Below are 25,002 nucleotides of genomic sequence, written 5' to 3'. Positions count from 1 at the left end.
GCGGTGCGAACTAATCGGTCCTGCGCCAACTTCTTTCGAGCGCGGGTCGGCGACTATGCGGTGCACAGGTTGCTAAACCTAGAGCTATTAGGATATAACCTAATAGTCCAAGTTCAGCCGAGGAGATGCGATGTCACCACGCGCCGGGCTGACCGCCGAACGCATCACCCAGGCGGCAGCCGAGCTCGCCGACGAGGTCGGCTTCGACAACATCACCGTCTCCGCCCTGGCCAGGAAGTTCGGCGTCAAGGACGCGAGCCTCTATTCACACATCAAGAACCTCAGGGACCTGCGCAACCGGGTGGCCATGCTGGCTTCCGACGAGAAGACCGGCCTGATCGCGGCGGCCGTAGCCGGCCGCGCGGGACGCGACGCGCTCGCCGCCTTCGCCGACAGCTGGCGCGGCTACGCACTCGAACATCCGGGCCGCTACGCCGCCACCCAGATGCCGTTCGACCCCAGCGTCGCCGCCGAGCGGAGCGGCTGGCAACGCGCCGTCGACCTGACCTACGCCATGCTGCGCGCCTACGGCCTCGACGAACCCGATCTGACGGATGCGGTTCGCCTGTTGCGCAGCACTTTTCACGGATACACCAGCCTGGAGGCGAGCGGGGGCTTCGGGCATTCGCGCGCCACCGCCGCATCCTGGGACCGCATCATCGACGCCCTGCACATCACCCTCACCCACTGGCCCTCGACTGAGGAGAAAGCGAAAACGCAGTGAGAACCGAAACATTCGCCGTACCCGGCGCCACCCTGTACGTCGAGATCCGCGGCACCGGCCCGGTGCTGCTCCTGCTGCCCGGCAGCGGCGGTGACGCCGGTGTCTTCGACCCGATCGCCGATGCGCTCGCCGAGCACTTCACCGTCGTCGCCGCCGACCCGCGTGGTTCCTCGCGCAGTGTGCTCGACAACCCCGAACCCGTGGACGCGCGGGTCGAGGAATTCAGCGACGACGCCCACCGGCTCCTCGAATACCTCACGCCCGCAGGCGAAGACGCCTACGTCGTCGGTCTGAGCGGCGGCGCGGTCATCGCACTGGACCTGCTGGCCCGCCATCGCGAACGACTGCGGTTGGTGCTCGCACATGAACCGCCGTGCTTCGCCGTCCTGCCCGACGCCGCCACGCATCTGGCCATGGTCGAGGAGGTCGTCGAACTACTGCACACCGAAGGACCGGCCGCCGCGGGTGCGCGGTTCACGCGGGGCGTCGGCGTCACCATGAAGCGGTTGCCCGATCCGGCCGAGGTCCCGGCCCGTACCGCCGAGATGGTCGGCCGTCTCATGGCCAATAGCGTGCGGATGTTCGCCCACGAACTGCGCCCGATCACCTCCTACCGCCCCGATACGGCCGCGCTCGCCGCGGTCGCGGATCGCCTCGCGGTGGCCGCGGGCCGGGAAAGCCGCGGCCAACTCCCCTACCGCGCCGCTGAAACCCTCGCGACCGAGTTGCACCGCCCGCTCCTCGAATTCCCGGGCGGTCACGGTGGACTCCGTGACGCACCGGCCGATTTCGCGCGCACCCTGCTCGAAACGCTGACCGCCGCCGGGGCGGCTCAGCACTGATCGCGAACTGGTCCGAGCGTGCACTTTTCGCCCGAATGCGGCAGAAATTGCCATATTTCGGAGGAAAGTGCACGCTCACGTCCCGGATTCAATCCGTCAGCGCCGGAAGGTATTCCGCCCGGCGCCGCCATGCTGGAATGGATAGCGGTGATTCGGACCAATCCATCGCATTGGCGAACGCCACCGCCGACACCGCCAGCCCGCCGACGAATACACGAGGCGCCAGCGGCGTGTTGTCTCCCGGTAGGTGAACAGCTGGCGCTTGCCCGCCGCCATACCGACCGCTACATGCGGCGTATTGACATCACGCCAGGTCGGCGACCTCCAGATAGATCTGCCGCTCGACGGCGACCTCGACCAGGAAACCGTGCTCCCCACCAGCCGAGGCGGTCGTATGGACGGCGGCGAGCGCGATCTCCCCGACCCGTAACCGCTGGCCGGTGAACTCGCGCTGCCCCAGAATGATCGGCTGCGCCCGATCGAATTCCAGCTCGGTGACGTCGTGGGGCAGCGCGACGCCGAGCAGGTCGGTCACGGTGCCGGGGATGAGCCGGGCCGCAACGATCTGATCGAAGCTCGGCCGACGCGCGATCCGGTGCGCCAAATACATTTTGCCCGATCGCCCGAAGCACAGATGCGTCAGCAGCTCACCGTCGCGCAAGGGGTGCGGATCGAGCTGGGCGAAGGACATCACGGTACGGACGGTAGCGACGACATCCCGCGCGATTACGATGCCGCCACGCTCGAGATGTCCGCGAATCAGATTGCCCCGGAAGGTGGTTCGCGGCCGCGGCGCGCACGGATCCAGTTCGGCGAGCGAGAGATCGGCCGGGTCGAAGGCGTGGATTCCGCCGAATCCGGCCCGCCGGTCCGCGCCGAGCGCTCGTTTGCCGCGTTCGTCCAGCTCGATATCGAGTAGCACTTGAAAGTCATACGGCGAGAAGAACATCGGTCGATGCGAGAAATAGCAGTCGGTGCCGGTCCCGAAGACCACCATTCCGTGTGTACCCACCGTGGGCGCCGACCGGTATGGACGCACATATCCGATCGTCTTGGTGAAGATCCCACTCATGAGGAGGCTCCTTTCCCTCCATCCCCGACCCCCAGCCTGGTCCGAGTACATCCCCCTGCCACGAGTGACCGGCTACTCGAATCCCCCGACCCCCGCTACTCGACCTCCCGGATCCGATATGTCCCCTTCGTAGTCCACGATCCCCCTATCGCGCCGACTAGGCAATCGGTCATGACCTGGACAGCAAGGTCGCCGCTCATTGCGCTGCCGAAAGCGGGCCCGCAACGCTAGTTGTAGGACTTGGTGACGCCGTCGAGGAGGTGTTCGAGGGTGTCGATGGTCGGGCTGTCGATCACGTCGATCAGGTCGGTGGCCACCGGGACGTGGCGGTCGGCGGTCACCTTGGCGAACTGGGTGGGGTCGCTGGTGCGGAAGCCGTGTTCGGCGGCGAGTCGCTGCAGGTCCGGGTCGGTGGCCAGCAGGCGGCCGATGCGGTCGCCGGAAGCGGTGAGCGGCACCAGGGTGTGCTGGGAAAGCACGGTCGGGGACGGGTAGGTCAGTACCATGCCCGGCTGGATCTGTCCGCGCACGGTTGCTTCGACGAATTGCGCCTCGTAGATCCAGACCATCGGTGTCGGCCCCATACCCGCCGAAAGATATTCACGGAAAGGGCCCTCGGTCGAATTCTCGGTGTATCCCTGCCGCACGAACAGCCGCGACACCGTCGGCAGCACGGCCTGCTCGGCGGCCGGGCCCTGCACGATCGTGTTGTCGTTGGCGACGTGGCTGGCGATGGCCAGGTACATGGCCGCGGAGTTCGAGGTCCGCGGGTCGGTCGTGGAGACCAGGATGTTCTTGTGCACCGGGTACACGGTGTTGCCGGGCAGCTTGTCCCACTCCATGTCGGTGCGCACGAGTTCGAGGTACCGGGCCATATCGAAGGTCGGGACCGGCCCGGCGCGCAGGACTCCGGCCGCGGTCAGCAGGTCCGCGATCGGCTGGAACGTCGCGATTGCCAGCGGCGAGGAGAACGGCGTGTACTTCGTACTGATATTGCGGGCTCGCTGGATCCGTTCGGCGGTGGGCGCGCTCGACGGAAACGCGAAGTCGTACTTTCCGAGATCGATCGAGGTCGCGATCTGCCACGATCCCGCCGGTTCTACTTCCGCCTTGATTCCCTTGCGCGACAACACATCCACGACGCGCGGATCTTCGAAGAACGCCAACTTCTCCGAGCCGACAACGCCGTGCACCGTGGTGACCCCGGGGGTTGCCGTGACCGCCGCGGGTTCGGCAGGCCGGCGCACCGCGAACACCACCACCAGCGCCACGACCACGAGCACCGTGGCCGCCGCGAACGCCATCGGTCGTTTGTCGGCGACCAGCTTGCGGCCACCGGAGGCGAGGTTCCCCCGTACCGGGTTCGACGACTCCTGCGTCACCGAACCCGGTTGCACCGCAACACCTTCGGCCTGCGCCGCGGCCGCGTTGGCCGCCTCCAATTCGCGACGGGCGATCCGCTCGATGAGAATCGGGACGAATTCGCGAACCGGATGGCCCTCGAATCGCTTCCGCGCCGTGCCCACCGCGGACTCGACCCGTTCGGCCGGGTAGCTGTCGACCAGACGATCGGTCAACCGCTGGATCGCCTGCTCTTCGCGGACAGTAACGACACCCACCACAATCTCCTCGACGTCACATCGGGTTTCCGGTTGCGACGGCATCCCCCGCTGTCCGCGCCGCCGAACCCTATCGAGGATTTTTCTACCCCGACACCCGGCGATCCCCCCCACCTCTGGTGAGCGGAAACGACTTCGACTGTGCCGGAACGCATCTGCCGCGACCCAGCGCATGGCCAATGCCCAGGTCAGCCCCCGGAACGACAGCCCGCCGAACTAATCGGCCGACGGCGCCGCCGCACCCGAACCTGTTCTGCTCCGGCCCTCGCGCATGCCGAAAGTTCAACGCACCATCCACCTTTCGCCACCCTGCGTTGTCCGCTTGTTTCCGCCGCGGCGAGGGACCGAGCTATCGGGCGCCGACAGCCGGTCAGCGTGCTCGCACATACCGTCGGACTCGAGGCGCGATGCGTCCCTTCGCGAGGGTTCCGGAGATGCCCGGGAGGCTCGGAGCCGGTCACGCGACCCTCGAGGTGGTCGCCGTGTGGCTCAGGGCAGGGCGGCGTATGCGGTGAGCAGGTACGGGAGGACGAGGCGGGTATCGCGGAGCCAGCATTTGGTGCGCCGCAACCCTTTTCGCCACGCGCGCCAGTCTCCGACGAAGCCGAGCACCGCGAAAGTGGCGCCGACCAGCCAGGTGAGTAGCGCGACGGTCGCGAAGATACACAGGTTCGGCGGATCGGGCGGCGTCGGCTTTGGTCGCCTCGCGGTAGTACACACCGCGCGACTCACTTAGTACAGCAGCGCACAGTAAGCGGGTGCGGCGGCGGACAGGCGCGTTGCCGCGGCAATGCGGGCCAGGCCTGTACCGCGCAGAACGGGGCGCATTGATCGGCATCCGAGCGCGTGTCCAGCGACGAAATGAGTGGAACTACCCGGCGCGGCCAGGTTTTCTACGGTCCGATCATGGCCTTGATATCGGGCAGGTTCCCGATCCGCTGGGTGGCGGGTCGTCCGGGCGCGTCCACCTGGGGTGACCCGGTGGCACGCAATCGGGCCCGCACTTCGGCCGGTGTCTTGCGACCGGCGGCCGCCGTGGCCAGGCCCTGATAGCTGGCGACGGAGCCGACGACGATCGGGGATGCGCTCGAGGTACCGCTGAAAGTGTCGGTGTACCAATAGTCTTCGTCCGCGCCGCCTTGCAGGTCACCGTATCCGGTGCTGGTCACCTCGAGGCCCCAGCCCTGGGCGTCGATGCGGGATCCGTAGTTGGAGAACGCGAGCCGCGAGCGCGCGGGTCCGTGATCGCGGCCGTGGAAGCCGGGCGGTGGCGCGCCCGCACCGACCAGAATCGCACCGGAATCGACCGCGCCATCACGGAACGGGTTGCTCCACGAAGCGGGGAAATCGGCGGGGCGGGTGTCGTACAGCGGGGCGTCCAGGTTCTCCGCGCCGTTTCCGGCCGCGCCCACCACGATGACACCGCGTCCGATCGCGTAGCGGATCGCGGCCCAGTCGTCGGGCCACCATTCGATCGCGATGTATCCGGCCTGGTCCGAGCGGTTCTGGAAGTTGTAGCGCGGTCCGGGCCGGTGCAGTTCCAGCAGGATGATGTCGCCGGCGGTGAGCGCGTCGGCGGCGGTGCGGATCGCGGCGGCCGAGCCCGCGTCGAAGACCGAGACCGCCCGGATGGCGGCGTCGGCGGCGATGCCGGTGATACCGAAGGTATTCACATCGCCGCTGATCTCACCAGCCACCGCCGTGCCGTGATTGCGCCAGCCGATATCCTCCGACGGCGCATTCCCGATCACCCCGCCCTGATTCGCGAGCAGATCCTCATGGGTGAACCGCCACGCGCCCTCGACATCCACGATGCGCACACCCGCCCCGCGACCGCCGGGTTGGGTCCAGGCCCAGCGCACATTCACGCCTTGCGGCGCGTCGTCCAGATAACCCTGCCGCGCTTCGAAATTCGGCGTGACCGCCGGTGCGTCCTCGAGCCGCCGGGCGGCGATATCGGCCAGCACGACCGGCGGCGCGATCGGAGGTTCGGCGGGCGGTTTGATGTAGGCCGCCTCGACCGCGTCGTCGCCGCGCAGTCGATCGGCGAGCGCCTCGAGTTCGTTTTCGACGCCGCGTACCGCGAAGTAGTTCAGGAACTCCGCGCCGACCGACTCCTGATCGGTGCCCGCGATCCGCCGCGGCAGCCGATCGGCGGGCCCGAAGATGCGCACCGGCACACCACCTTCGGGCAGCAACTCGACCACCCGCGATTCCGCCGCGCGGCTCTCGCGCACCGCGGTCGGATCGATACCCGCCCGGGCACCGTGGGTGACGACGATCAGTTCCGAACCACGCGCAGTGGGTGCCATGCCCCACAGTTAACCCGCCCCATGATCTTCGCGCCAGCGCTACTCGGCCCGAACTCGGGTGTGCGCCAACTCAGTTCGGCGCCGCCGGAATGCGCGCGCCCTCCGGGACCGGCACGACCTCGCCGCGCCCGCGGGCGACGGTCAGGATCTCCAGCACACCGATGACGATCGCGCAGCCACCGGCCGCCACGGCCAGCCCGTCCAGCGAATCGAACGGCAACGCGATCACGACCAACCCGACCATCATCGTCAACAGTCCGAACACCTCTTGCCAGCCACTTTCGGGCAATTCGTCGGCCCAGACCGCGACGGTGGCCTGCACGATCCCGCGAATGGTCCAGCCCAAGCCGATCCACACCGCGAGCAGCAGTACCGAATTCGCGCTGCGCAACGACAGCACGCCCAATGCGATCGAGGCGACGCCGCCGAAGCACACGAATATCCGCAGTGCCGCCGCCAACCGCGCGCCCAGCGCGATGATCAGCTGCAGCGCACCGCTCAGCCACAGATACAATCCGAACAGCAGCTCCGCGGTCGCATCGGTCTTGTCCGGCCACACGGCGATCAGCGCCCCGAGAACCACGGCGCCGATACCTGCGACCAACACCGCCTGCCGCGCCCCGCCGGCAAGCGAATCCCCACGACCCGCACTCTCGTTTTCGGGCATAGCACCATGGTATGGCCCGAGCATGCGGATAGCCGGACATTTGCTTCCGAATCGCGGGATCCCGATTATCTTCCGCTGTCCGCACTGTCAGGGCGAGGACCGCGCGCGCCGGGTGCCCCTTGGCGTGTCGCGGGCCACCTCGACCGCAGGCCACGCGCGGGCCGCACCCTGTCGGCGAACTCGATCACGGTTGCCACCAACATGAGTGGCCCGAATCCGAGTAGAGCCAGGGCGTACAGCGCTACCGCCGCCGCTCGGGTGCGCTCAGACTCCGATCGCCAGGAGCACGCCGCGGACGGTGGAACCATCGGTGAGCTGCCAGGGCGCGCTCACGTGACCGTGGGCCGCGACCGGTGCACCGGCCACCGAGGCAGGGGCCGGACGCACGACTCGTTCGATTCGCACGGTCGTGCCGCTGCCCACGGCGATATCGGTATACGACTGCCCATCGACAGCCGAGACGAGCTCGGCTGCGACACCGGCGAACTCGCCGACCGACACGACGACCGACGGGTCCGGAGTATCGCTCACGCTCTGCGCCTGCGGTCGTACCCGTCCACCCAACAGCGCGACAACCTGAGCGACCGACACCGGATCCCGGGTCCCGTCATAGATCCACCGCTGTCCGAGTACACCATGCATCGACGTGCCGATGAGAGCGTCGTCGGCACCGTCGAGCGGCGCATCGCGGTAGGTCAGCGGCACATGATAGGTAGTCGGCCCCGCACTGTCGTTCAGCAGCATGAACTCGATGCCGACCGCGCCCGCCGGATCGTCGAGCCGAAACCCGCCCGCCTTGGTCAACTCCGGAGCGCGCCCGTTGCCTCGATACCAGGGACGGATCGGCAACCAGGTGGTGAGCAGTTCGAGCTTGCCGGGAGTCATGGTCGTGTGGTGGATGACAGCCATGGGGCACTTTATCCTTCGGCGGAGGTCTTAGGCGGCCTGGAGTTCGGCGGAGCGTGATCCGGCCCGCCAGAGCTCGACCCCGATCCACACCGCGCCGACGGTCACCAGCGCACCCCAGCCGATGCGCGCAGCGTGCGGCACCGAGAAGTGCGGCAGGTACAGCACCATCGCGGTGGCCAGCGGAATTCCGCTCCAGCGGGGCATTGTCCCCGACCGCCAAATGGCAACGGCGGCAACGATCGCCGCAGCGGCGATCAGGGCCAGGCCCAGGGCGAAGACGGTGACCGCGATCGCGTCCATCCGGAAGTCTTCCCCGATCTTCGTCAGCGACGCGTCGCCGTCGGCGACGGCTCGCGCGCCGATTGCCCTGAGTCCGTACACCTCCGCGCCGTAGTAGGAGATGGACAGCGCCGAGCCCATGTAGCCGAGGGTGGCGGCGAGATAGGCGAGCCGCTCGTTTCGCGTGTCCACCAAGTAGTTCCGCAGCCCGGCCCAGCCGAGCGGAATCAGGATGAGGCCGATGATGGCGCTGACGTGACCCACGGCCCAACCGCTGGAAGCCCAGGACGCCGCACCCTCGAGCGTGTCCTGGGCGGTGCGCGGGGCGACGGTTTCATAGACGAGGAAAAGGACACCGGCGAGGGCAAGCCCCAAAGCGCCTATGCGAGTGCGTGATTCGTGCACAGTAACTCCTGTTGATCCAATCTTGAGAGAGCAACGCTCTCTCTTGAGATTGACAGTCTCATAGTTCGGTGGCAAAAACAAGAGCACCGCTCACATTTGCGATCTATCTGGACGCTGCCCGTCGAGCAGCTACGGGCGCTGCCCGGCGAAGCACACGAGCCCGACGTGCTGAACGAGGACGTCGCCCGGCTCTCCCCGCTCGAGCACGCGACCTAACGTGCTGGGCTGCTACAGCTTCCGCGCCGCCGCCCCGGCTGGCGGCGGCCCCTGCGCGACCCGGCCAGCGCCGACGAGGAGGGATGAGCCCCAGGTGTGTTCGGCTGGCGACGGCATCGCCGGACGCGGCGCGTCACCGCTTCGGGAGGAGCTTGTCCGTCCACAGCGGACGACAAAAGGCAAAGGCAAGGAGGTTACACACTCCTTGCCACTTTCAACGTATAGCGCACCCGGGGTCTTGCGGCAAGACCCGGGTCGTGCTGCAGAATCTCCAGCCGAAGCCAGAACCTGCGGAAATCAGGGATTCGCGAAGTACGTGAGCTTTGTCGATGTATGGGTCTCGCGGGACGTCGAACCGCCGGTGGGACTCGCGGTGCGGTTTGCGAGCACTCGGCGCGGAAGTGCGGGTGCGCGTGCGCGTGCGCGTGCCGCCGGCCTGCACGGAGCAGCTGACCTGAATGCAACCTTGTCGAATGAAAGGTTTTCATGATTGACGTGATCGTTGCCGGCGGTGGACCGACCGGCATGATGCTGGCCGGCGAGTTGCGGCTGCACGGCCTGCACCCGCTCGTGCTGGAGAAGGAGGCCGAGCCGACCAGGCATGTCCGGTCGCTCGGCCTGCACGTGCGCAGCGTCGAGGTGATGGACCAGCGCGGTCTGCTGGAGCGGTTCCTCGCGCTCGGCCAGCAGTACCCGCTCGGCGGCTTCTTCGCCGGCATCACAAAGCCGCGGCCCGAGCGGCTGGACACCGCACATCCGTACGTCCTCGGCATCCCGCAGCCCGTCACCGAGCGCCTGCTGACCGAGCACGCCATCGAACTCGGCGTCGAGATCCGGCGCGGCTGCGAACTGGTCGGGTTGAGCCAAGACGAGGACGGGGTGACCGTCGAGCTGGCCGACGGCACGCAGCTGCGCTCGCGCTACCTCGTCGGTTGCGACGGCGGCCGCAGCACGGTGCGTAAGCTGCTCGGCGTCGGCTTCCCCGGCGAGCCCACCCGGGTCGAGTCGCTGCTGGGCGAGATGGAGGTGGCCGCGTCGCCGGAGGCGCTGGCCGCCGTGGTGGCTGAGGTCCGCGAGACCCACAAGGGGTTCGGTGCCGGGCCCTCCGGGGACGGGGTGTACCGCGTCGTCGTGCCCGCCGAAGGGGTGGCCGAGGACCGGTCGGTCCCGCCGACCCTCGAGGAGTTCAAGCAGCAGCTGCGGGTGTTCGCAGGCACCGACTTCGGCGTGCACTCACCGCGTTGGCTGTCCCGCTTCGGTGACGCCACCCGGCTGGCCGAGCGCTACCGGGTCGGCCGGGTGTTGCTGGCCGGCGACGCGGCGCACGTCCACCCGCCGATGGGCGGGCAGGGGCTCAACCTCGGCGTCCAGGACGCGTTCAACCTGGGCTGGAAACTGGCCGCCGAGGTCAACGGCTGGGCGCCGGAGGGGCTGCTGGACAGTTACCACACCGAACGGCACCCGGTGGCCGCCGACGTGCTGAACAACACCCGCGTGCAGTCCGAGCTGATGTCCACCGAGCCGGGTCCCCAGGCCGTGCGTCGGCTGCTGTCGGAACTGATGGACTTCGAGGAGGTGAACCGGTACCTGACCGAGAAGATCACCGCGATCGGGATCCGCTACGACCTCGGCGAGGGGCACGAACTGCTCGGCCGACGGCTGCGCGACATCGGGCTGAAGCCGGGCCGCCTCTACGAGCTGATGCGCGGCGGCCGCGGACTGCTGCTCGACCAGACCGGTCGGCTCTCGGTGGCAGGCTGGGCAGATCGGGTCGACCACGTCGTCGACGTCAGCGAGGAACTGGACGTGCCCGCGGTGCTGCTGCGGCCGGACGGCTACATGGCGTGGGTCGGTGAAGATCAGCAGGATCTGCTCGGCCAGCTGCCCAGGTGGTTCGGAGCTGCCGTGAGCTGAGTGCTGCACGATATGTTCGCGGTGCCGTTCCACGAGATCGGCCAGATCCTCGGCAAGTCCGCCGATGCCACCAAGATGATCGCCTGCCGTGCCCGCAGGAAGGTTCAGGCGACCGAGCGTCCGACGGTCGATCAGCCTGGTCGAGCTCCCGCATCACGCGGGCAACTACACCAAGTTCGGCCCGGGTTACGACAGCTTCATGAACCACGGTTCTTACCGGCTGGGGTGCCGTCGGAGACCAGTGTGGGGCGCGGCTGGCGGGATTCGGCGATCAGGTGGTCGAGTTGGCGTTCGGCGCGTTCGGCGCGGGCCAAGGTTTGGGTGCGGGCGTCGTCGAGGGTGGCGAGTCGTTCGGCTGCTTCTCGGCGTGCCTGCTCGAGAGCCGCGACCGATTCGGCCCGCACCGCCGCGATTTCCGCGGTTGCCGTGCGGCGCAGCTCGGTGAGTTCGGTGCGTGTCCGGTCCAGTTCCTCGCGTAGGCGGCTCAATTCGTCGCGCGCTTCGGCGACGGCCTGATTGCGTTCGGCCGCAGCCTGTTCGGCGCGTTCGATGGCGCGTTCGGCGTCGGCAGCGCGCTGCACTGCCAGATCGCGTTCGGCACCGGCCGCGGTGATCTGCTGGGTCGATTCGCGTCGGACCTGCTCGATCTCGGTGGCCGCCTTCCGCCGGGCCAATTCGACATCTTCGGTCGCCTGCTGGCGCGCCCGCTCCACATCCTCGGCGGTCTCGCGCCGGATCGTCCGGATCTCGGCCTCGGCCGCGCTGCGGGCCGCGAATACGTCATCGGCGGCCTGCTTGGTCACCCGTTCGACCTCGCGCATCGCGTCCGTCCGCGCCGTATCGGCCTCGGCCACCAAGGATTCCGCCCGCTCGGCCGCACTCGCCGCATCGTCGGCGGCCGACTCCGCCGCCGTCCGGGCCTCCTCGGCCTCCCGCCGAGCCCGTTCAGCGGCCACCGACGCCACCTCCGCCTCGGCGATACGTCGCGCCGCATCCGCCTGCACCGCCTGCACCTGCGCCTCGGCGATCGAGGGATCGGCCAATGTCGAGAGCTCGGCCACCGCCGCGGTCAACGTATTCCCCAACTGATCAGCCAGGCCACGGAACTGACCGAGCAACTCATCGGCCCGCAACCGCGCCACCGCCGCTGGCCCCTGCTGCGTCACAGTGACAGAAGCCGCCGGTACCTCCGACTCCTGTTGCTGCCGTTGCCTTTCCCGCCACGCCCGCCACCGCGTGTGCTCTGGATGATCACAGTATTCCGACGGTCGCCCAGGCCCACCCCCGCGCGTAATAGGCCGAACACACCCTGGGTAGTTGCACACGTTGGACACCACGAAATCGTAGCGTCACATCCGTCGCATCCAACGTATTAACACGAAACGAAATCCGTGTCGCCCCATGTGGTCTCACTCGGAAACCATTTGGTTCTGACCTCCGATAAGTGAACATTATCGGAGGTCAGCATCCGCAAGATCCCCTGAATCTCTTTCCTGCATTTCGTTTACGTTTGGTCACTGCAAACGCAACGAATCATCAACGTAACCCGTCAAAAACTGGGCACCGGCGGTTGGTTGTCAGTTCGCACGCGATCTGTCGGATTCTCGAGCGATCGGTCGTAGCAGTGGCGAGTTCTCATTTGATCTGCCGGAAAGCGGGTGTGCCGACAGTCCGAGCTGGCAAGGTGGTACCGGCGCTGAATGCTGTTGAGAGCCAAGGGGATCCAAGCTCGAGGCATGGGTTGCCCTGCACCGAGCCACCGCCTTCGCTTCCCCGCAGCAGATGACCTACCGAAGGAAAGTGAGGCCCCAGGTGAAAATCGAACCTGAAATCCGCACGGTTGCCGGAGTGGTACGTGGCAGGCGGGAGAACGATGTCGTGGTCTTCCGGGGCATCCGCTACGCCGAGCCGCCCGCCGGCGCACGACGGTTCGGGGCCCCCGTTCCGGTACAGCGGTGGGATGGCATTCGCGACGCGCTGAAGTTCGGTCCGCCGGTTCCCCAAGCGACCCATACGGGTTCGGTGATGTCGTCGGTGTCCGGCAGCGTCGGTGACGGTTCCGAAGACTGTTTGACCCTCAACGTCTGGTCACCCGACCTCGGTGCCGCGGGGCTGCCGGTGATGGTGTGGATCCAGGGCGGCACGTACCTGGAGAACAACTCCGCCAACCCGCATTGCGACGGTGCGGGGCTCGCCCGGTCCGGTGTGGTGGTGGTCAGCATGAACTATCGCGTCGGCGTGGACGGCTTCGCCCGCATCGCCGGAGCCCCGGACAACCGCGGCATCCTCGACCAGATCGCCGCGCTGCGGTGGGTCCAGGACAATATCGCCGGGTTCGGTGGCGATCCAGCCAATGTCACCGTTTTCGGCGAGTCCGCCGGCGGAGCGTGCATTGCCGCCCTGCTTGTCATGCCGATGGCGGCCGGGCTGTTTCGACGGGCGATCAGTCAGAGCATGCCGGGTACCTACTTCTCCGAACGGCTCGCCACCGCGATCTCCACAACGATCGCCGCGCAACTCGGCGTCCAGGCCACCGTCGGCGACCTGGCCCGTTTCCCACCGCGTGCACTGACCGACGCGACGGACGCGGTAATCCTGAAGATGCCGGAATTCGTTGATTTCTGGGGACCTATGGCGCTCACGCCGACACCGTTCTCTCCCGTCGCCGACGGCGAGGTCCTGCCACGCGCACCGTGGCAAGCGCTCGCAGACGGCGCCGCGCGCGACATCGACCTGCTCATCGGCCACACCCGGGACGAGTACCGGCTCTACACGTCCCGGCCCGGCGGCGAGCCGACCGATGCGCGCATGACCGCAGCCTTCGACCACCTCACACCCAGCACAGACGGCAGCGGGCTCTATCGCACCGCCTACCCGGACGCCACACCCGGGCAACGATTCGAAGTTCTCAACTCCGACTGGCTGTTTCGGATGCCCAGCCTGCACCTCGCCGACGCCGCGCACGCCGGCGGCGGACCTGTGTGGCTCTGGGAACTGGCCTGGAGCTTCAACTCCGAACAGGGCGCCTCCCACGCCCTGGACTTCCTGCTCATCTTCGGCACCCTCAGCCCCGACGAGGTGCGCGCCCACCGCTCCGCTCACCCGAACGCCGCGAACGAGATCACCCACGTCTCGCGCCACATGCGCGCCGACTGGGTGAGCTTCGCGACCGCCGGCAAACCCGGCTGGGCACCCTACGATCCACACACACGAACCACCCGCGTCTACAACGCCGAACCAACCACCCAGCCCTACCCCGAGGAGACCTCGCGCCGCATCTGGTCCGCCCACCAGTTCGACACGCTGGACCTACTTCATAGCGAGTAGCGGGGTGTCATGAGGGGGCGAGATGAGGAGCTCGTATGCCTCCTCGTCGAACTCGGAGCATCGAGTAGACCCGAGGCAGGTTGCCGCGGAGAGCGGTGCGACGCCCAGCACCGCGGCGTTGGTGGCGCGGCCGAGCACACAGGAGGGGCCGACTCGATGTCGGCGCGCACAGTCGATCGGTCACAATCGAACTCAGCCTGTCCATGCACGACGACGCTGGTCAACTTCGGCCCTTCATGGGACGATCGTCCAGATGACCAGCAGACCCGACACAGAGCAACACCTGCGCGACCTCGCGCGGCTGCGCCGCGTCCGCGACCGGATCGACCGGGAGTACGCACAGCCGCTGGATGTGGAGGCGCTCGCCCGAGACGCGCACATGTCGGCCGGGCACCTCAGCCGCCAGTTCAAGCTCGCGTACGGCGAGGCACCCTACAGCTACCTGATGACCCGTCGCATCGAGCGCGCGATGTCGTTGCTGCGCCGTGGCGACCTCAGCGTCACCGAGATCTGTTTCGCGGTCGGCTGCCAGTCGCTGGGCACCTTCAGCACACGGTTCACCGAGCTGGTCGGAATACCGCCCAGCACCTACCGGGACCAGGCGGCGCTCGCGACGGTGGATCTGCCGACGCTCATCGTGAAACGGGTGACACGACCGATCAGGAATCGAGAAGCGCCGGCCGCCGAGTCGCAACTAGCGTGAACGCCATGGACATCATCATTCAGTCGAGCTTCCTTCCGCAGGACGACCCGGAGGCCGCCCTGGCCTTCTACCGCGATGCCCTCGGCTTCGAGCTCCGCAAAGACGTCGGGTTCAACGGGATGCGCTGGCTCACCGTCGGCCCCGTCGACCAGCCCGGAACATCCATCGTCCTGCACCCGCCGGCCGCCGACCCTGGCATCACCGACGATGAGCGCCGCACCATCGTCGAAATGATGGCCAAGGGCACCTACGCCAGCATTCTCCTGGCCACCAAGGACGTCGACGCTACCTTCGAGCGACTGCAGGCCAACGACGCCGCCGAGGTCGTCCAGGAACCGACCGACCAGCCCTACGGCGTTCGCGACTGCGCCTTCCGCGACCCCGCGGGCAATATGGTCCGCATCCAGGAAGTGCGTTGATCGACGCCTGACCTGCCGATCGGCAGCGGAACCTGCGGATACCGGTGGCGGTGATTCTCACCGCCACCGACTGTCGAGCGCCTGCGCTCGGCGTCGTCGCGACCTCGAGCCGCGGCCGATCCCCAATCCACGGCAATGAGGTCTGTGCCGCACCGGGCCGATGAATAAGACCCAGACCTCCAGCTCGAAGCTGATTAGATCGAGCCAGGCCACGTCGACGAACACCGCGACACCCCGCGTAACAGATGGAGACACGATGACCACGGCCACGAGGAACAGCGCGAAGAAGACCCCGAACAAGGGCACGAAATCCCCCGCGCTGCCCGCTGCCGACAGCCACGATCTGATCCGCGTGCACGGCGCGCGCGTGAACAATCTGAAAGACGTCAGCATAGAGCTCCCCAAGCGCCGCCTGACGGTGTTCACCGGCGTTTCCGGTTCAGGCAAGAGCTCACTGGTGTTCAGCACCATCGCCGCCGAGTCGCAGCGGCTGATCAACGAGACCTACAGCACCTTCGTGCAGGGCTTCATGCCGACGCTGGCGCGTCCGGAAGTCGACGTACTCGACGGGCTCACCACCGCGATCATCGTCGACCAGCAGCGGATGGGTGCCGACCCCCGCTCGACGGTCGGCACCGCTACCGACGCCAACGCCATGCTGCGCATCCTGTTCAGCCGAGTCGGGAAGCCGCATATCGGCTCACCGCAGGCCTTCTCCTTCAATGTCGCCTCGATCAGCGGGGCGGGCGCGGTCAGTATCGAGCGCGCCGGGAAGACCGTGAAGGAGCGGCGCAGCTTCAGCATCACCGGCGGTATGTGCCCGCGCTGCGAGGGCCGGGGCGCGGTCTCCGATATCGACCTCACCCAGCTCTACGACGACTCCAAGTCGCTGGCCGAGGGCGCGTTCACCATCCCCGGCTGGAAGTCGGACAGCTTCTGGACGGTACGGGTCTATGCCGAGTCGGGCTTCGTCGATCCGAACAAGCCGATCCGCAAGTACACCAAGAAGGAACTCAACGACTTCCTCTACAAGGAGCCGACCAAGGTCAAGGTCGAGGGCGTCAACCTCACCTACGAGGGGCTGATCCCCAAGATTCAGAAGTCGTTCCTGGCCAAGGACCGCGATGCGTTGCAGCCGCACATCCGGGCGTTCGTGGACCGGGCGGTCACCTTCACCACCTGTCCCGACTGCGATGGCACCCGGCTCACCGAGCTGGCACGCTCCTCGAAGGTCGGCGGAATCAACATCGCCGACGCCTGCGCGATGCAGATCAGCGACCTCGCCGAATGGGTGCGCGGCCTCGACGAACCCTCGGTTGCGCCGTTGCTCGACGCACTGCGGCACACCCTGGAATCGTTCGTGGAGATCGGACTGGGATACCTCTCGCTCGAACGCCCGTCGGGCACGCTGTCGGGCGGCGAGTCACAGCGGGTCAAGATGATCCGCCATCTCGGGTCCGCACTCACCGATGTCACCTATGTCTTCGACGAACCCACCATCGGGCTGCATCCGCACGACATCCAGCGGATGAACAACCTACTGCTGCAGCTGCGGGACAAGGGCAACACGGTGCTCGTCGTGGAGCACAAGCCGGAGACGATCGTGATCGCCGACCACGTCGTCGATCTCGGCCCCGGCGCCGGTTCGGCCGGCGGCACCATCTGCTTCGAGGGCACCGTCGAGGGGCTGCGGACCAGCGGCACCGTCACCGGACACCATTTCGACGACCGGGCCGCGCTCAAGGAGACCGTGCGAAAGTCCAACGGCGCGTTGCAGATCCGTGGCGCGACGAAGCACAACCTCCAGGACGTCGACGTCGATATCCCACTCGGGGTGCTCTGCGTCCTCACCGGTGTCGCCGGTTCCGGCAAGAGTTCACTGATCCACGGCTCCATCCCCACCTCCGAAGGCGTGGTGGCGGTCGATCAGACGCCCATCCGCGGCTCGCGACGCAGTAATCCGGCGACCTACACCGGCCTGCTCGAGCCGATCCGCAAGGCGTTCGCGAAGGCCAACGGCGTGAAACCGGCCCTGTTCAGCGCCAATTCGGAGGGCGCCTGCCCCAACTGCAACGGGGCCGGGGTCATCTACACCGACCTGGGGATCATGGCCGGCATGGAAACGGTGTGCGAGGTGTGCGACGGCAAGCGGTTCGACGCATCGGTACTCGAGTACCACCTCGGTGGCCGCGATATCAGCGAGGTTCTCCGCATGTCGGTGACCGAGGCCGAGGAATTCTTCGGATCCGGCGAGGCGCGCATACCGGCCGCGCACGCCATTCTGGAACGGCTCGCCGACGTCGGGCTCGGCTACCTCACCATCGGCCAGCCGCTCACCACGCTGTCCGGCGGCGAGCGGCAGCGGCTCAAGCTGGCCACCCACATGGCCGATAAGGGCGGCGTCTACATCCTCGACGAGCCGACCACCGGCCTGCACCTCGCCGATGTCGAGAATCTGCTGGGCCTGCTCGATCGGCTCGTGGACTCGGGCAAATCGGTTATCGTCGTCGAGCATCACCAGGCGGTCATGGCGCACGCCGACTGGATCATCGACCTCGGTCCCGGCGCCGGCCACGACGGCGGCCGGATCGTGTTCGAGGGCATCCCCGCCGACCTCGTCGCGGCCCGCTCCACCCTCACCGGCGAGCACCTCGCGGCCTACGTCGGTGCCTGACCGTCAGGCCTCGCTCGGGAGCCGGGCCGCCCCCGCCGGCTGACGGACCGCGGTCGCGACGAGCTTGCCGACTTGTGTTGCGGGAACGGCGATTCCGGGTGTCCGGAGCGTCCAGCGCAGGAAGGCCTCGACGTTCATCGCGGGCGTTTCGCCGAGATAGGGCTGGATGTACACCGGCGTATTCGGTTCACTGCGCCAGCTGGTGGCGAGCGCGCCGGTGTCCACCGCGTCATAGCCGAGCAGGTCCAGCAGCCAGGTGGCCGTTGCCTTGGCCTCGGCGTCATCGCCCGCGATGGGAAGCGCGCTGCGGTCCGGCGCGCCTGCGGGCCGGGCGAGGGCGAACAGCTGGTGCGGGGTGATGTTGTTGAATGCCTTCACCACTCGGGCGCCCGCGAGGTGGCGCTGGATCAGCGCACTGGAGGTCAACGCGCCCGCGTCCAGTTCGGCGAGGTGGCCGTCCCGTTCGGGGTAGTAGTTCGCTGTATCCAGCACCGTCTTTCCGATGAGAGCGTCGGCGGGGAGCTGGTCGTGAGCATGCAGCGGGATGGCCGCCACCACTATGTGTGCGGCGTGTGCCGCTTCGTCCGGTGTGGCCGCTCGAGCATGCCCGCCCAATTCAGCGACGAGATCGGTCAATGTCTCCGGGCCCCGCGAGTTACTGAGGACAACGTCGAGGCCCGCCGAAATGGCCAGCCGGGCAACGGAAGTACCGATCATTCCGCTACCGATGAGTCCGAGCGTTTGGGGCACAGCTGTTCTCCGTTCGTTCGTGTGACCGCCGCGATCACCGCGGCGGCTCGACTGACAGCATGGAACCGGCGCGATCGCCCAACCAGGTCCGTGTGCTGCGTACTCATGGCGTGATCACCCACCCCGGCTCGGCGTAGGGTTGTCGAGTGGACGACCGGACCGAGCTGAGCGGGTTCCTCAAATCACGTCGTGCCCGCTTGCGCCCGCAGGACGTCGGGCTGCGCGACTATGGCGGAATGCGCCGGGTCGCGGGTCTGCGACGTGAGGAGTTGGCCCGGTTGGCCGGGGTCAGCATCGCCCACTACACACGACTGGAACAGGGCAACAACGATAGCGTCTCCGACGAAGTCCTGGCCGCTATCGGCACGGCTTTGCGCCTGGACGCGGATGAATCGGCCTACCTGCACCGGATCGCACGGCGTCCGACGCCGTGCGCGGGGGCCACGGACTCCTCGGAAGTGCCGGCAAGCCTGCACTATCTATTGGACTCGTTCGTGCTGACACCGGCGCTGGTGATCGGTCGGCACACCCAGATCATCGGCTGGAACCAGCTCGCCGTCGCGGTGTTCGGCGACTTCCCGGCGCTGCCGGAGCACCGCCGCACGCACTCACACCTGCTGTTCACCGAGCCCCACCTGCGTGAGCTGCACGGCATCGGTTGGGAGCGAGCGGCACGCGAGCACGTGGCGCATCTGCGCGTACTGCTCGGGCGGTATCGCGGAGATGCCGGGCTCGCGGCACATATCGACGAATTGCGGGATCTGAGTATAGATTTCGCGCGGATGTGGGCGGAGCATCCGGTCGCGCAGGTACGGAACCGGACCTACGTGCTGCACCACCCGGTCGTCGGCGAGTTCACCCTGCACGGCGAGCTCATCGCGCTGCCGGACGCGCCGTCGTGCTGCGGGCTGGACCTGTTCGCCGCCGAGCCGGGCTCGACATCGGAGCAGGCGCTGCGGAAACTCGCCCGCCGGTAAGCGATCTCCCGGAATTTGCCAGATTGCCGCGCTAGCACCTTCCGTCTAGCTTGCTAGCATGCTAGCGTCGTCTCGTGGGCGACGAGGATGTGAAGCAGTTCAACGTGTACCTGCCGGTCGGGCTGATCAAGCAGGTCAAATATCACGCCATCGAGACGGGGTCTTCCCTGTCGGCGGTGGTCGCCACGGCGCTGCGTGCCTACCTCGACGACGCCCATCAGGATCAACCATCTGGAAAGGACTGATATGACGACCGGAGGCTTCGAGGCCGTATTCCTGGAAACCCATAACTGGGGCAGGACGGCCGGATTCCTGCAGAAGCTGGGATTCGAGATCGAGTTCGAAACCGATCACCAGTCGGGCCAGTTCCGCAATGGTGACGGCCCCTATGTTTTCGTCGCCGAGGTCCCGCAGACCCAGGAGCCGCGGACACAGTTCGTGCTGAAGGTCGACGACGCGCAGACCTACACCCCCGACGATGATTTCGACGTCGTCAGCCCGTTCGAGCAGACCCACTACGGCACCCAAGAGATGACCGTGCGAGATCCCGACGGCCGACTGTGGAGCCTGCAAGCTCCCGGGAAGCAGTGATCACCGTGCCGAACGAGCTGACGATCGCACCGGAGAGCACGGCGGTCCGGGTCGCACTGTGGCGAGCCATGCACGTGCGGATCGACGCGCCGCCACATGTCATCGAGGACGAGATCGGCCTGCGGCTCGCCGCGCCCGAGGACGGCTGGCAGCAACGTCCGGATATGGATCCGCAGGGCACGAGCCTGTCCCGCGCCAGCGTTGTCGCGCGCGCACGCTGCATCGAGGATCTGCTCGCCGAACAGCTCGAACAGGGCGTCGACCAGTATGTTCTGCTCGGCGCGGGCCTGGACACCTTCGCGCAGCGCAGACCCGAACTCGCCAGTCGAATGACCATTTTCGAGGTCGACCAGCCCGGTCCGCAGGCATGGAAACGACAGCGCCTCATCGAACTCGGTCTCGGCGTTCCGGACTGGTTGCGGCTGGTGCCGGTCGACTTCGAGGTGGACTCCTTGCCGGATCGCTTGACGGCCGCGGGATTCGATCCGGACCGCCCGGCGGTGGTGGCCTCCACGGGTGTGACCGTGTACCTCACCCGTGAAGCGAATATCGCCACCCTGCGCGAGATTTCGGCTTTCGCCCCCGGCTCGACGCTGGCCACGACGTTCATGCTGCCGATCGAGTCTGTCGGTCCCGATGAACAGCAACTCCGCCGTTCGATCGAGCAGGCTGCGCGTGCGTCGGGGACGCCGTTCATCAGCTTCTTCGATCCGGACGAAATGCTGGCACTCGCCATCGAATCCGGTTTCCGCGCCGCCGACCACATTTCCGCGGACGATCTCAATGACCGCTACTTCGCGAACCGAACCGATGGCCTGCGGCAGGCCGCCTCGGAGCAGATGCTGATAGCGAAGACCTAATCCTCACGCGGCCGGTCGGGAGAGTGGTGGCCGCCGCCGCGCCGGGCCCGGGTGCGCGCTCGTCAGTGCGCTTGGCGCATAGGGTGAGTAACCGAAACCTGGTCGGTGGCAAGCGGATTTGTGGGAGGCGGGCGAGTGGGCGAGCACGATGCGGTGGTCGCGGTGCCGGAGTCGGTGCGGACCGAACTGCGCCGCGGCGTGCGCAGTGTGCTGGTGGACGCGGCGGCGTTGCGGCTGGTGCGCGAACGCTTCGACGATAAGCAGGCCGGGTCGCTGCGCCGCTATCTGGAGGCGTCGCAATCGGCGAATACGTTGCGCGCCTATCGAACCGACTGGATCGCATGGGCGGCCTGGTGCGCCGCCGAAGGTCGCCAGGCATTGCCCGCGGACTCGCTCGATGTCGCGGTCTACCTGGCCGCGGCGGCGGATGCGTTGCGTCACAGTGACGGTGGTGAGCAGCGGTGGGCGTTCAGCGCGGCCACCCTCGAACGCAAATCCGCCGCGATCGCCGCGGTGCACGCCGCCAACGGGCTGCCCTCGCCCACGCGCTCCGATGTGGTCCGGCTGACACTGCGCGGCATGCGCCGCACCCGCCGCACCCAACCCAAGCGCAAACGCCCCGTCCTGCTGCACACCCTCGAACAACTCCTCGCCGGTCTCCCCGAACCGCACTGGCCGACCGAACCCGCCCGCCGCCGCGACACCTTGGCGCTGCTCGTCGGATTCGCGGGTGCGTTGCGCCGCAGCGAACTCGCCGGACTGCGGATCGCCGACGTTCGCGTGGATCTCGACCACGGCACCGGCGAACCGCTGCTGCTGGTGCAACTCCCGACCACCAAAACCGATCCCACCGGCATCGCCGAACAACGCGTCGCGCTCCCCCGCGGTCGACACCCGCAGACCTGCCCGGTCTGTGCCTTCGCCGACTGGATCCAGCTGCTCGAAATCCACACCGCACACGGCGCCGCCGCAACCCGCGACTGGCTCGCCGACGCACCGGCACCATCCCCGGACATCCACCGTTGCCACGGCTTCAGCGGCACCGACCTCGCCGAAAACCACACGCTCCCACTGTTTCCGACCATCACCCGCCACGGCGGCATCGGCCGAGACGCCATGTCCGGCCGCGCCATCGCCGAACTCGTCAAACGCTATGCCGCCCGCGCGGGCCTGGACCCCGACCTGTTCTCCGGCCACTCCCTGCGCGCGGGTTTCGCCACCCAGGCCGCCCTCGGCGGCGCCAGCGACCGCGAGATCATGCGACAGGGCCGCTGGTCCAACCCCCGCACCGTACACAACTACATCCGCACCGCAAACCCCTTGGAAGACAACGCCGTCACCAAACTCGGCCTCTGAAATTCGTACCAGGATGAATTGCATTTAATGCAACGATGCGGCCTTGCTGAAGACCGTCTACGCCTACGGACTGCGCCGCCGGGAAGCCCAGCGCCTGGATCTGGCCGACCGCAGGCACGCATCGAAGATGCCGCAGTACGGCCAGTATGGAGCGTGGTTCGTGTGGTGGGGCAAGTCGTCGAAGGGTAGTCCGCCCAAGCGGCGGACGGTGTTGACTGTTCCGGAGATGGATTGGATTGTCGAGGTGCTCGAGCATTGAGTGAATGAGGTCCGCTCGTTGTTCAATCCTGCTCGGCTGCAAGCACTTTGGATTCACGAACGCGCGGGACGCATGTCGTCGCGCAGCATCGACGAGGCGTTCGAGCAGGCCCGGCGGCCGGCCGAGTTGCCTGACGAGCTCGACGCTCGGCCAGGTCGGACTGTCCTATCTGGGCCCGGACGTGATGCGGATCAACGATCGCATGGTGGGGTTGTTCCAGGCGGGCGGATTCCCCGGCGAGGAGGCGAGCGACGGCATCGGCACAGTGATCAGCTACGTGGTGGGCATGGGCATCACCGAGGCGGCATGGCTGAGGCTGGCGCGCAGCGGACAGACCGAGAAAAGAGCTGATCGCCGATCTGCGGCCCGCCGCAGAGCAAGCGGCGCTGGAGTTCCCGCGAGTTCGGCAGGCCGATTGGGGCAGGGACCCGGCGGAGATGCGCGAGCGGAAGTTCCACTACGGGCTGGACGGACTCGATGCGCGCCGAAATGCTTGACTCACCCCGAGTGGGTGTGGGTTACCACAACCGAACCCCCGTATCGGCTACGGTTCACGTCGCACCAACCTGCGTGATCCCTCATGTCGAGAGGCGAAGTCTGTTGTCGGTGAACCTGGTCTGGCGTTCGATTTCTGTAGCGGCGGTGTCCCTGCTGACGGCTGTGCCGGCGTACAGCCAGGCGGACCCGGTGGACGACGCGCACCCGATCGGGTTGGACCGGTTCTATCACCAGCGGCTCGAGTGGAAGCCTTGCGGCGTCGAGAATGTCGACAAGGCCGGTGGCGAGTGCGCGGATGTGCTGGTGCCGCTCGACTACGGGTATCCCGACGATCGCACGATGACCGTGGCGATTTCGCGGGTGAAGGCCGGTGATCCGGTGCGGCGGCGGGGAATTCTGCTGTCCAATCCGGGCGGTCCCGGTGGGGAGGGGCTGGACAGTCTGGATCTGCTCGGTGATGTGCTCTCGCCGGAGGTCTTGGCGAGTTACGACCTGATCGGCATGGATCCGCGCGGGGTCGGCGAATCCGGTCGGAGTCCGCGGTGCGGGTGGCCGGTAGGCGAGATGATTCGGTCGGCGGGTCTGGATCCGCTGGGATTCGTGCACGACACCGTTCAGTCCGCGGGGATGGCCGCGACCTGCCTGATTCGTGATCCGAACAAGCTGAGGCAGTTCACCACTCGCAACACCGCGCGTGACATGGACATTGTGCGAGGCGCCCTGGGTGAGGAGAAGGTCAACTTCTTCGGCGTGTCCTATGGCACCTACCTCGGGGCCGTGTTCACGCAGATGTTCCCCGAGAGGAGTGACCGCGTCGTGCTCGATAGCACGATCGACCCGGACCGGTACTGGGAGGGCTTGGTTCAGGATTGGGGTCCGGCAGACGAGATCGCGCTGGACGACTGGGCCGGCTGGGTTTCCGGTCGGGATGACGAGTTCCGGCTCGGTGCGACTCCGCAGCAGGTGCGGGCGAAGATCGAGGAGCTCGTTCGTATCGCCGCACGCCAACCCATTGTCATCGATGGGTTTGCCATTGACGATCACTGGCTTCCGTTCGTCCTGCACGGATTGCTGATGAACTTCCGGCTGAACGAAGCGATGGCCGCCACTGTGCGGGAGATCGCCGATGCCGCGGGCGGTCCGCCCACTACATCGCGAACACCCCGGCTTCGCGCCATCGTGGAGGCGCTGCGCGACAACGAGAACTCGGTGCTTGCGCAGATCGCCTGCGGCGATGTCGGGGCACCGATTGATCCGACCTGGTATTGGCGCAATATCGAAGAGACCCGTGCCACGCAGCCGGTTTTCGGCGCGCTGGCGAACAATATCCAGCCGTGCGCCTTCTGGCCTCGCCCGGTCGAGCCTGCGACTGTCGTCCGGAATTCGGTGCCCGCGCTCATCCTGCAGGCGACGGGAGATCCCCGAACTCCTTATGCCCACGGCGTCCGATTGCATCAGGACATGTCCGAGTCGCGGATGGTGACGCTGCAGGATGTCCGTATCCACATGACATTCCGGCCCGAACTGAGCAACTGCGTAAACAACGCGATCAACACATACTTCAGTGTGGGAACCATGCCGGATACCGACATCACCTGCTACGCGGATCATTCCACGCCCTAGCCCACA

The 25,002-nt window shown here is 67.1% G+C and carries 23 protein-coding genes; 14 read left to right on the top strand and 9 right to left on the bottom strand.

The features are described 5' to 3' along the window. Positions 1 to 130 precede the first annotated feature (130 nt). Positions 131 to 724, top strand: coding sequence for a TetR/AcrR family transcriptional regulator (locus OG874_RS12705; protein ID WP_330255329.1), 594 nt, complete (start codon positions 131 to 133; stop codon positions 722 to 724). Beyond that, complete coding sequence (locus OG874_RS12700; protein WP_330255328.1) at positions 721 to 1,566, top strand: alpha/beta fold hydrolase; 846 nt, start codon at positions 721 to 723, stop codon at positions 1,564 to 1,566. The genes OG874_RS12705 and OG874_RS12700 overlap by 4 nt, the downstream gene beginning before the upstream one ends. A gap of 304 nt (positions 1,567 to 1,870) precedes the next feature. Here OG874_RS12700 and OG874_RS12695 read toward each other — a convergent pair whose 3' ends face one another. The 7 genes from OG874_RS12695 to OG874_RS12665 all read right to left on the bottom strand — a co-directional run bounded on the left by OG874_RS12695 (position 1,871) and on the right by OG874_RS12665 (position 8,829). Further along, on the bottom strand, positions 1,871 to 2,638 hold the full coding sequence (locus tag OG874_RS12695) for a hypothetical protein (protein ID WP_330255327.1): 768 nt from the start codon (positions 2,636 to 2,638) through the stop codon (positions 1,871 to 1,873). Between the two features lie 227 nt (positions 2,639 to 2,865). Next, the gene (locus tag OG874_RS12690) at positions 2,866 to 4,257 is read right to left on the bottom strand and encodes a three-helix bundle dimerization domain-containing protein (RefSeq protein ID WP_330255326.1); all 1,392 of its coding nucleotides are present in this window, start codon (positions 4,255 to 4,257) and stop codon (positions 2,866 to 2,868) included. A 489-nt stretch (positions 4,258 to 4,746) separates the two neighbouring features. Further along, complete coding sequence (locus OG874_RS12685; RefSeq protein WP_330255325.1) at positions 4,747 to 4,977, bottom strand: hypothetical protein; 231 nt, start codon at positions 4,975 to 4,977, stop codon at positions 4,747 to 4,749. 173 nt (positions 4,978 to 5,150) lie between these two features. Further along, complete coding sequence (locus OG874_RS12680) at positions 5,151 to 6,569, bottom strand: S8 family serine peptidase (RefSeq protein WP_330255324.1); 1,419 nt, start codon at positions 6,567 to 6,569, stop codon at positions 5,151 to 5,153. 70 nt (positions 6,570 to 6,639) lie between these two features. After that, complete coding sequence (locus OG874_RS12675) at positions 6,640 to 7,236, bottom strand: HdeD family acid-resistance protein (protein WP_330255323.1); 597 nt, start codon at positions 7,234 to 7,236, stop codon at positions 6,640 to 6,642. A 264-nt stretch (positions 7,237 to 7,500) separates the two neighbouring features. After that, positions 7,501 to 8,145 carry a maltokinase N-terminal cap-like domain-containing protein gene (locus OG874_RS12670; RefSeq protein WP_330255322.1) on the bottom strand — a complete coding sequence of 215 codons (645 nt, stop codon included), beginning with the start codon at positions 8,143 to 8,145 and terminating at the stop codon, positions 7,501 to 7,503. A 27-nt stretch (positions 8,146 to 8,172) separates the two neighbouring features. Continuing rightward, entirely contained in the window at positions 8,173 to 8,829 is a 657-nt protein-coding gene (locus tag OG874_RS12665) for a hypothetical protein (protein ID WP_330255321.1), read from the bottom strand. 702 nt (positions 8,830 to 9,531) lie between these two features. Here OG874_RS12665 and rox point away from each other — a divergent pair. Beyond that, positions 9,532 to 10,959, top strand: a complete 1,428-nt coding sequence (gene rox / locus OG874_RS12660; RefSeq protein ID WP_330255320.1) for a rifampin monooxygenase — start codon at positions 9,532 to 9,534, stop codon at positions 10,957 to 10,959. Between the two features lie 197 nt (positions 10,960 to 11,156). Here the strand turns inward: rox and OG874_RS12655 are convergent, their stop codons facing one another. Beyond that, the gene (locus OG874_RS12655) at positions 11,157 to 12,125 is read right to left on the bottom strand and encodes a hypothetical protein (RefSeq protein ID WP_330255319.1); all 969 of its coding nucleotides are present in this window, start codon (positions 12,123 to 12,125) and stop codon (positions 11,157 to 11,159) included. A 646-nt stretch (positions 12,126 to 12,771) separates the two neighbouring features. On the opposite strand from OG874_RS12655, the gene OG874_RS12650 reads away from it, so the two are divergent. From OG874_RS12650 to OG874_RS12635, 4 genes are all read left to right on the top strand, one after another. After that, entirely contained in the window at positions 12,772 to 14,286 is a 1,515-nt protein-coding gene (locus tag OG874_RS12650) for a carboxylesterase/lipase family protein (protein WP_330255318.1), read from the top strand. A gap of 253 nt (positions 14,287 to 14,539) precedes the next feature. After that, on the top strand, positions 14,540 to 14,989 hold the full coding sequence (locus OG874_RS12645) for a helix-turn-helix transcriptional regulator (protein WP_330255317.1): 450 nt from the start codon (positions 14,540 to 14,542) through the stop codon (positions 14,987 to 14,989). A gap of 5 nt (positions 14,990 to 14,994) precedes the next feature. After that, a complete protein-coding gene (locus OG874_RS12640) occupies positions 14,995 to 15,408 on the top strand; it encodes a VOC family protein (protein ID WP_330255316.1) in 414 nt (137 codons plus the stop codon). 256 nt (positions 15,409 to 15,664) lie between these two features. Beyond that, entirely contained in the window at positions 15,665 to 18,082 is a 2,418-nt protein-coding gene (locus OG874_RS12635) for an excinuclease ABC subunit UvrA (protein WP_330255315.1), read from the top strand. A gap of 3 nt (positions 18,083 to 18,085) precedes the next feature. On the opposite strand, the gene OG874_RS12630 is transcribed toward OG874_RS12635, so the two are convergent. Next, positions 18,086 to 18,832 (bottom strand): NADPH-dependent F420 reductase, encoded by a 747-nt coding sequence (locus OG874_RS12630; RefSeq protein WP_330255314.1) that lies wholly within the window; start codon positions 18,830 to 18,832, stop codon positions 18,086 to 18,088. Between the two features lie 146 nt (positions 18,833 to 18,978). On the opposite strand from OG874_RS12630, the gene OG874_RS12625 reads away from it, so the two are divergent. The 7 genes from OG874_RS12625 to OG874_RS12595 all read left to right on the top strand — a co-directional run bounded on the left by OG874_RS12625 (position 18,979) and on the right by OG874_RS12595 (position 24,996). Next, positions 18,979 to 19,809, top strand: a complete 831-nt coding sequence (locus OG874_RS12625) for a helix-turn-helix domain-containing protein (RefSeq protein WP_330255313.1) — start codon at positions 18,979 to 18,981, stop codon at positions 19,807 to 19,809. Positions 19,810 to 19,883: 74 nt separating this feature from the next. Beyond that, positions 19,884 to 20,054 carry a CopG family transcriptional regulator gene (locus tag OG874_RS12620; protein ID WP_330255312.1) on the top strand — a complete coding sequence of 57 codons (171 nt, stop codon included), beginning with the start codon at positions 19,884 to 19,886 and terminating at the stop codon, positions 20,052 to 20,054. 1 nt (position 20,055) lies between these two features. Then, positions 20,056 to 20,400 (top strand): VOC family protein, encoded by a 345-nt coding sequence (locus OG874_RS12615; RefSeq protein ID WP_330255311.1) that lies wholly within the window; start codon positions 20,056 to 20,058, stop codon positions 20,398 to 20,400. A gap of 17 nt (positions 20,401 to 20,417) precedes the next feature. Then, positions 20,418 to 21,260, top strand: coding sequence for a class I SAM-dependent methyltransferase (locus tag OG874_RS12610; RefSeq protein WP_330257272.1), 843 nt, complete (start codon positions 20,418 to 20,420; stop codon positions 21,258 to 21,260). Between the two features lie 135 nt (positions 21,261 to 21,395). Next, the gene (locus OG874_RS12605) at positions 21,396 to 22,616 is read left to right on the top strand and encodes a site-specific integrase (protein WP_330255310.1); all 1,221 of its coding nucleotides are present in this window, start codon (positions 21,396 to 21,398) and stop codon (positions 22,614 to 22,616) included. Between the two features lie 43 nt (positions 22,617 to 22,659). Next, entirely contained in the window at positions 22,660 to 22,875 is a 216-nt protein-coding gene (locus OG874_RS44685; RefSeq protein WP_442943336.1) for a hypothetical protein, read from the top strand. Between the two features lie 642 nt (positions 22,876 to 23,517). Continuing rightward, positions 23,518 to 24,996 (top strand): alpha/beta fold hydrolase, encoded by a 1,479-nt coding sequence (locus OG874_RS12595; protein WP_330255309.1) that lies wholly within the window; start codon positions 23,518 to 23,520, stop codon positions 24,994 to 24,996. The last annotated feature ends 6 nt before the right edge of the window (positions 24,997 to 25,002 follow it).

Source organism: Nocardia sp. NBC_00565, assembly GCF_036345915.1.
Taxonomy (GTDB): Bacteria; Actinomycetota; Actinomycetes; order Mycobacteriales; family Mycobacteriaceae; genus Nocardia.
Note: the sequence above shows the minus strand (reverse complement) of the source record. Positions and strands in the feature narration are given on the sequence as shown.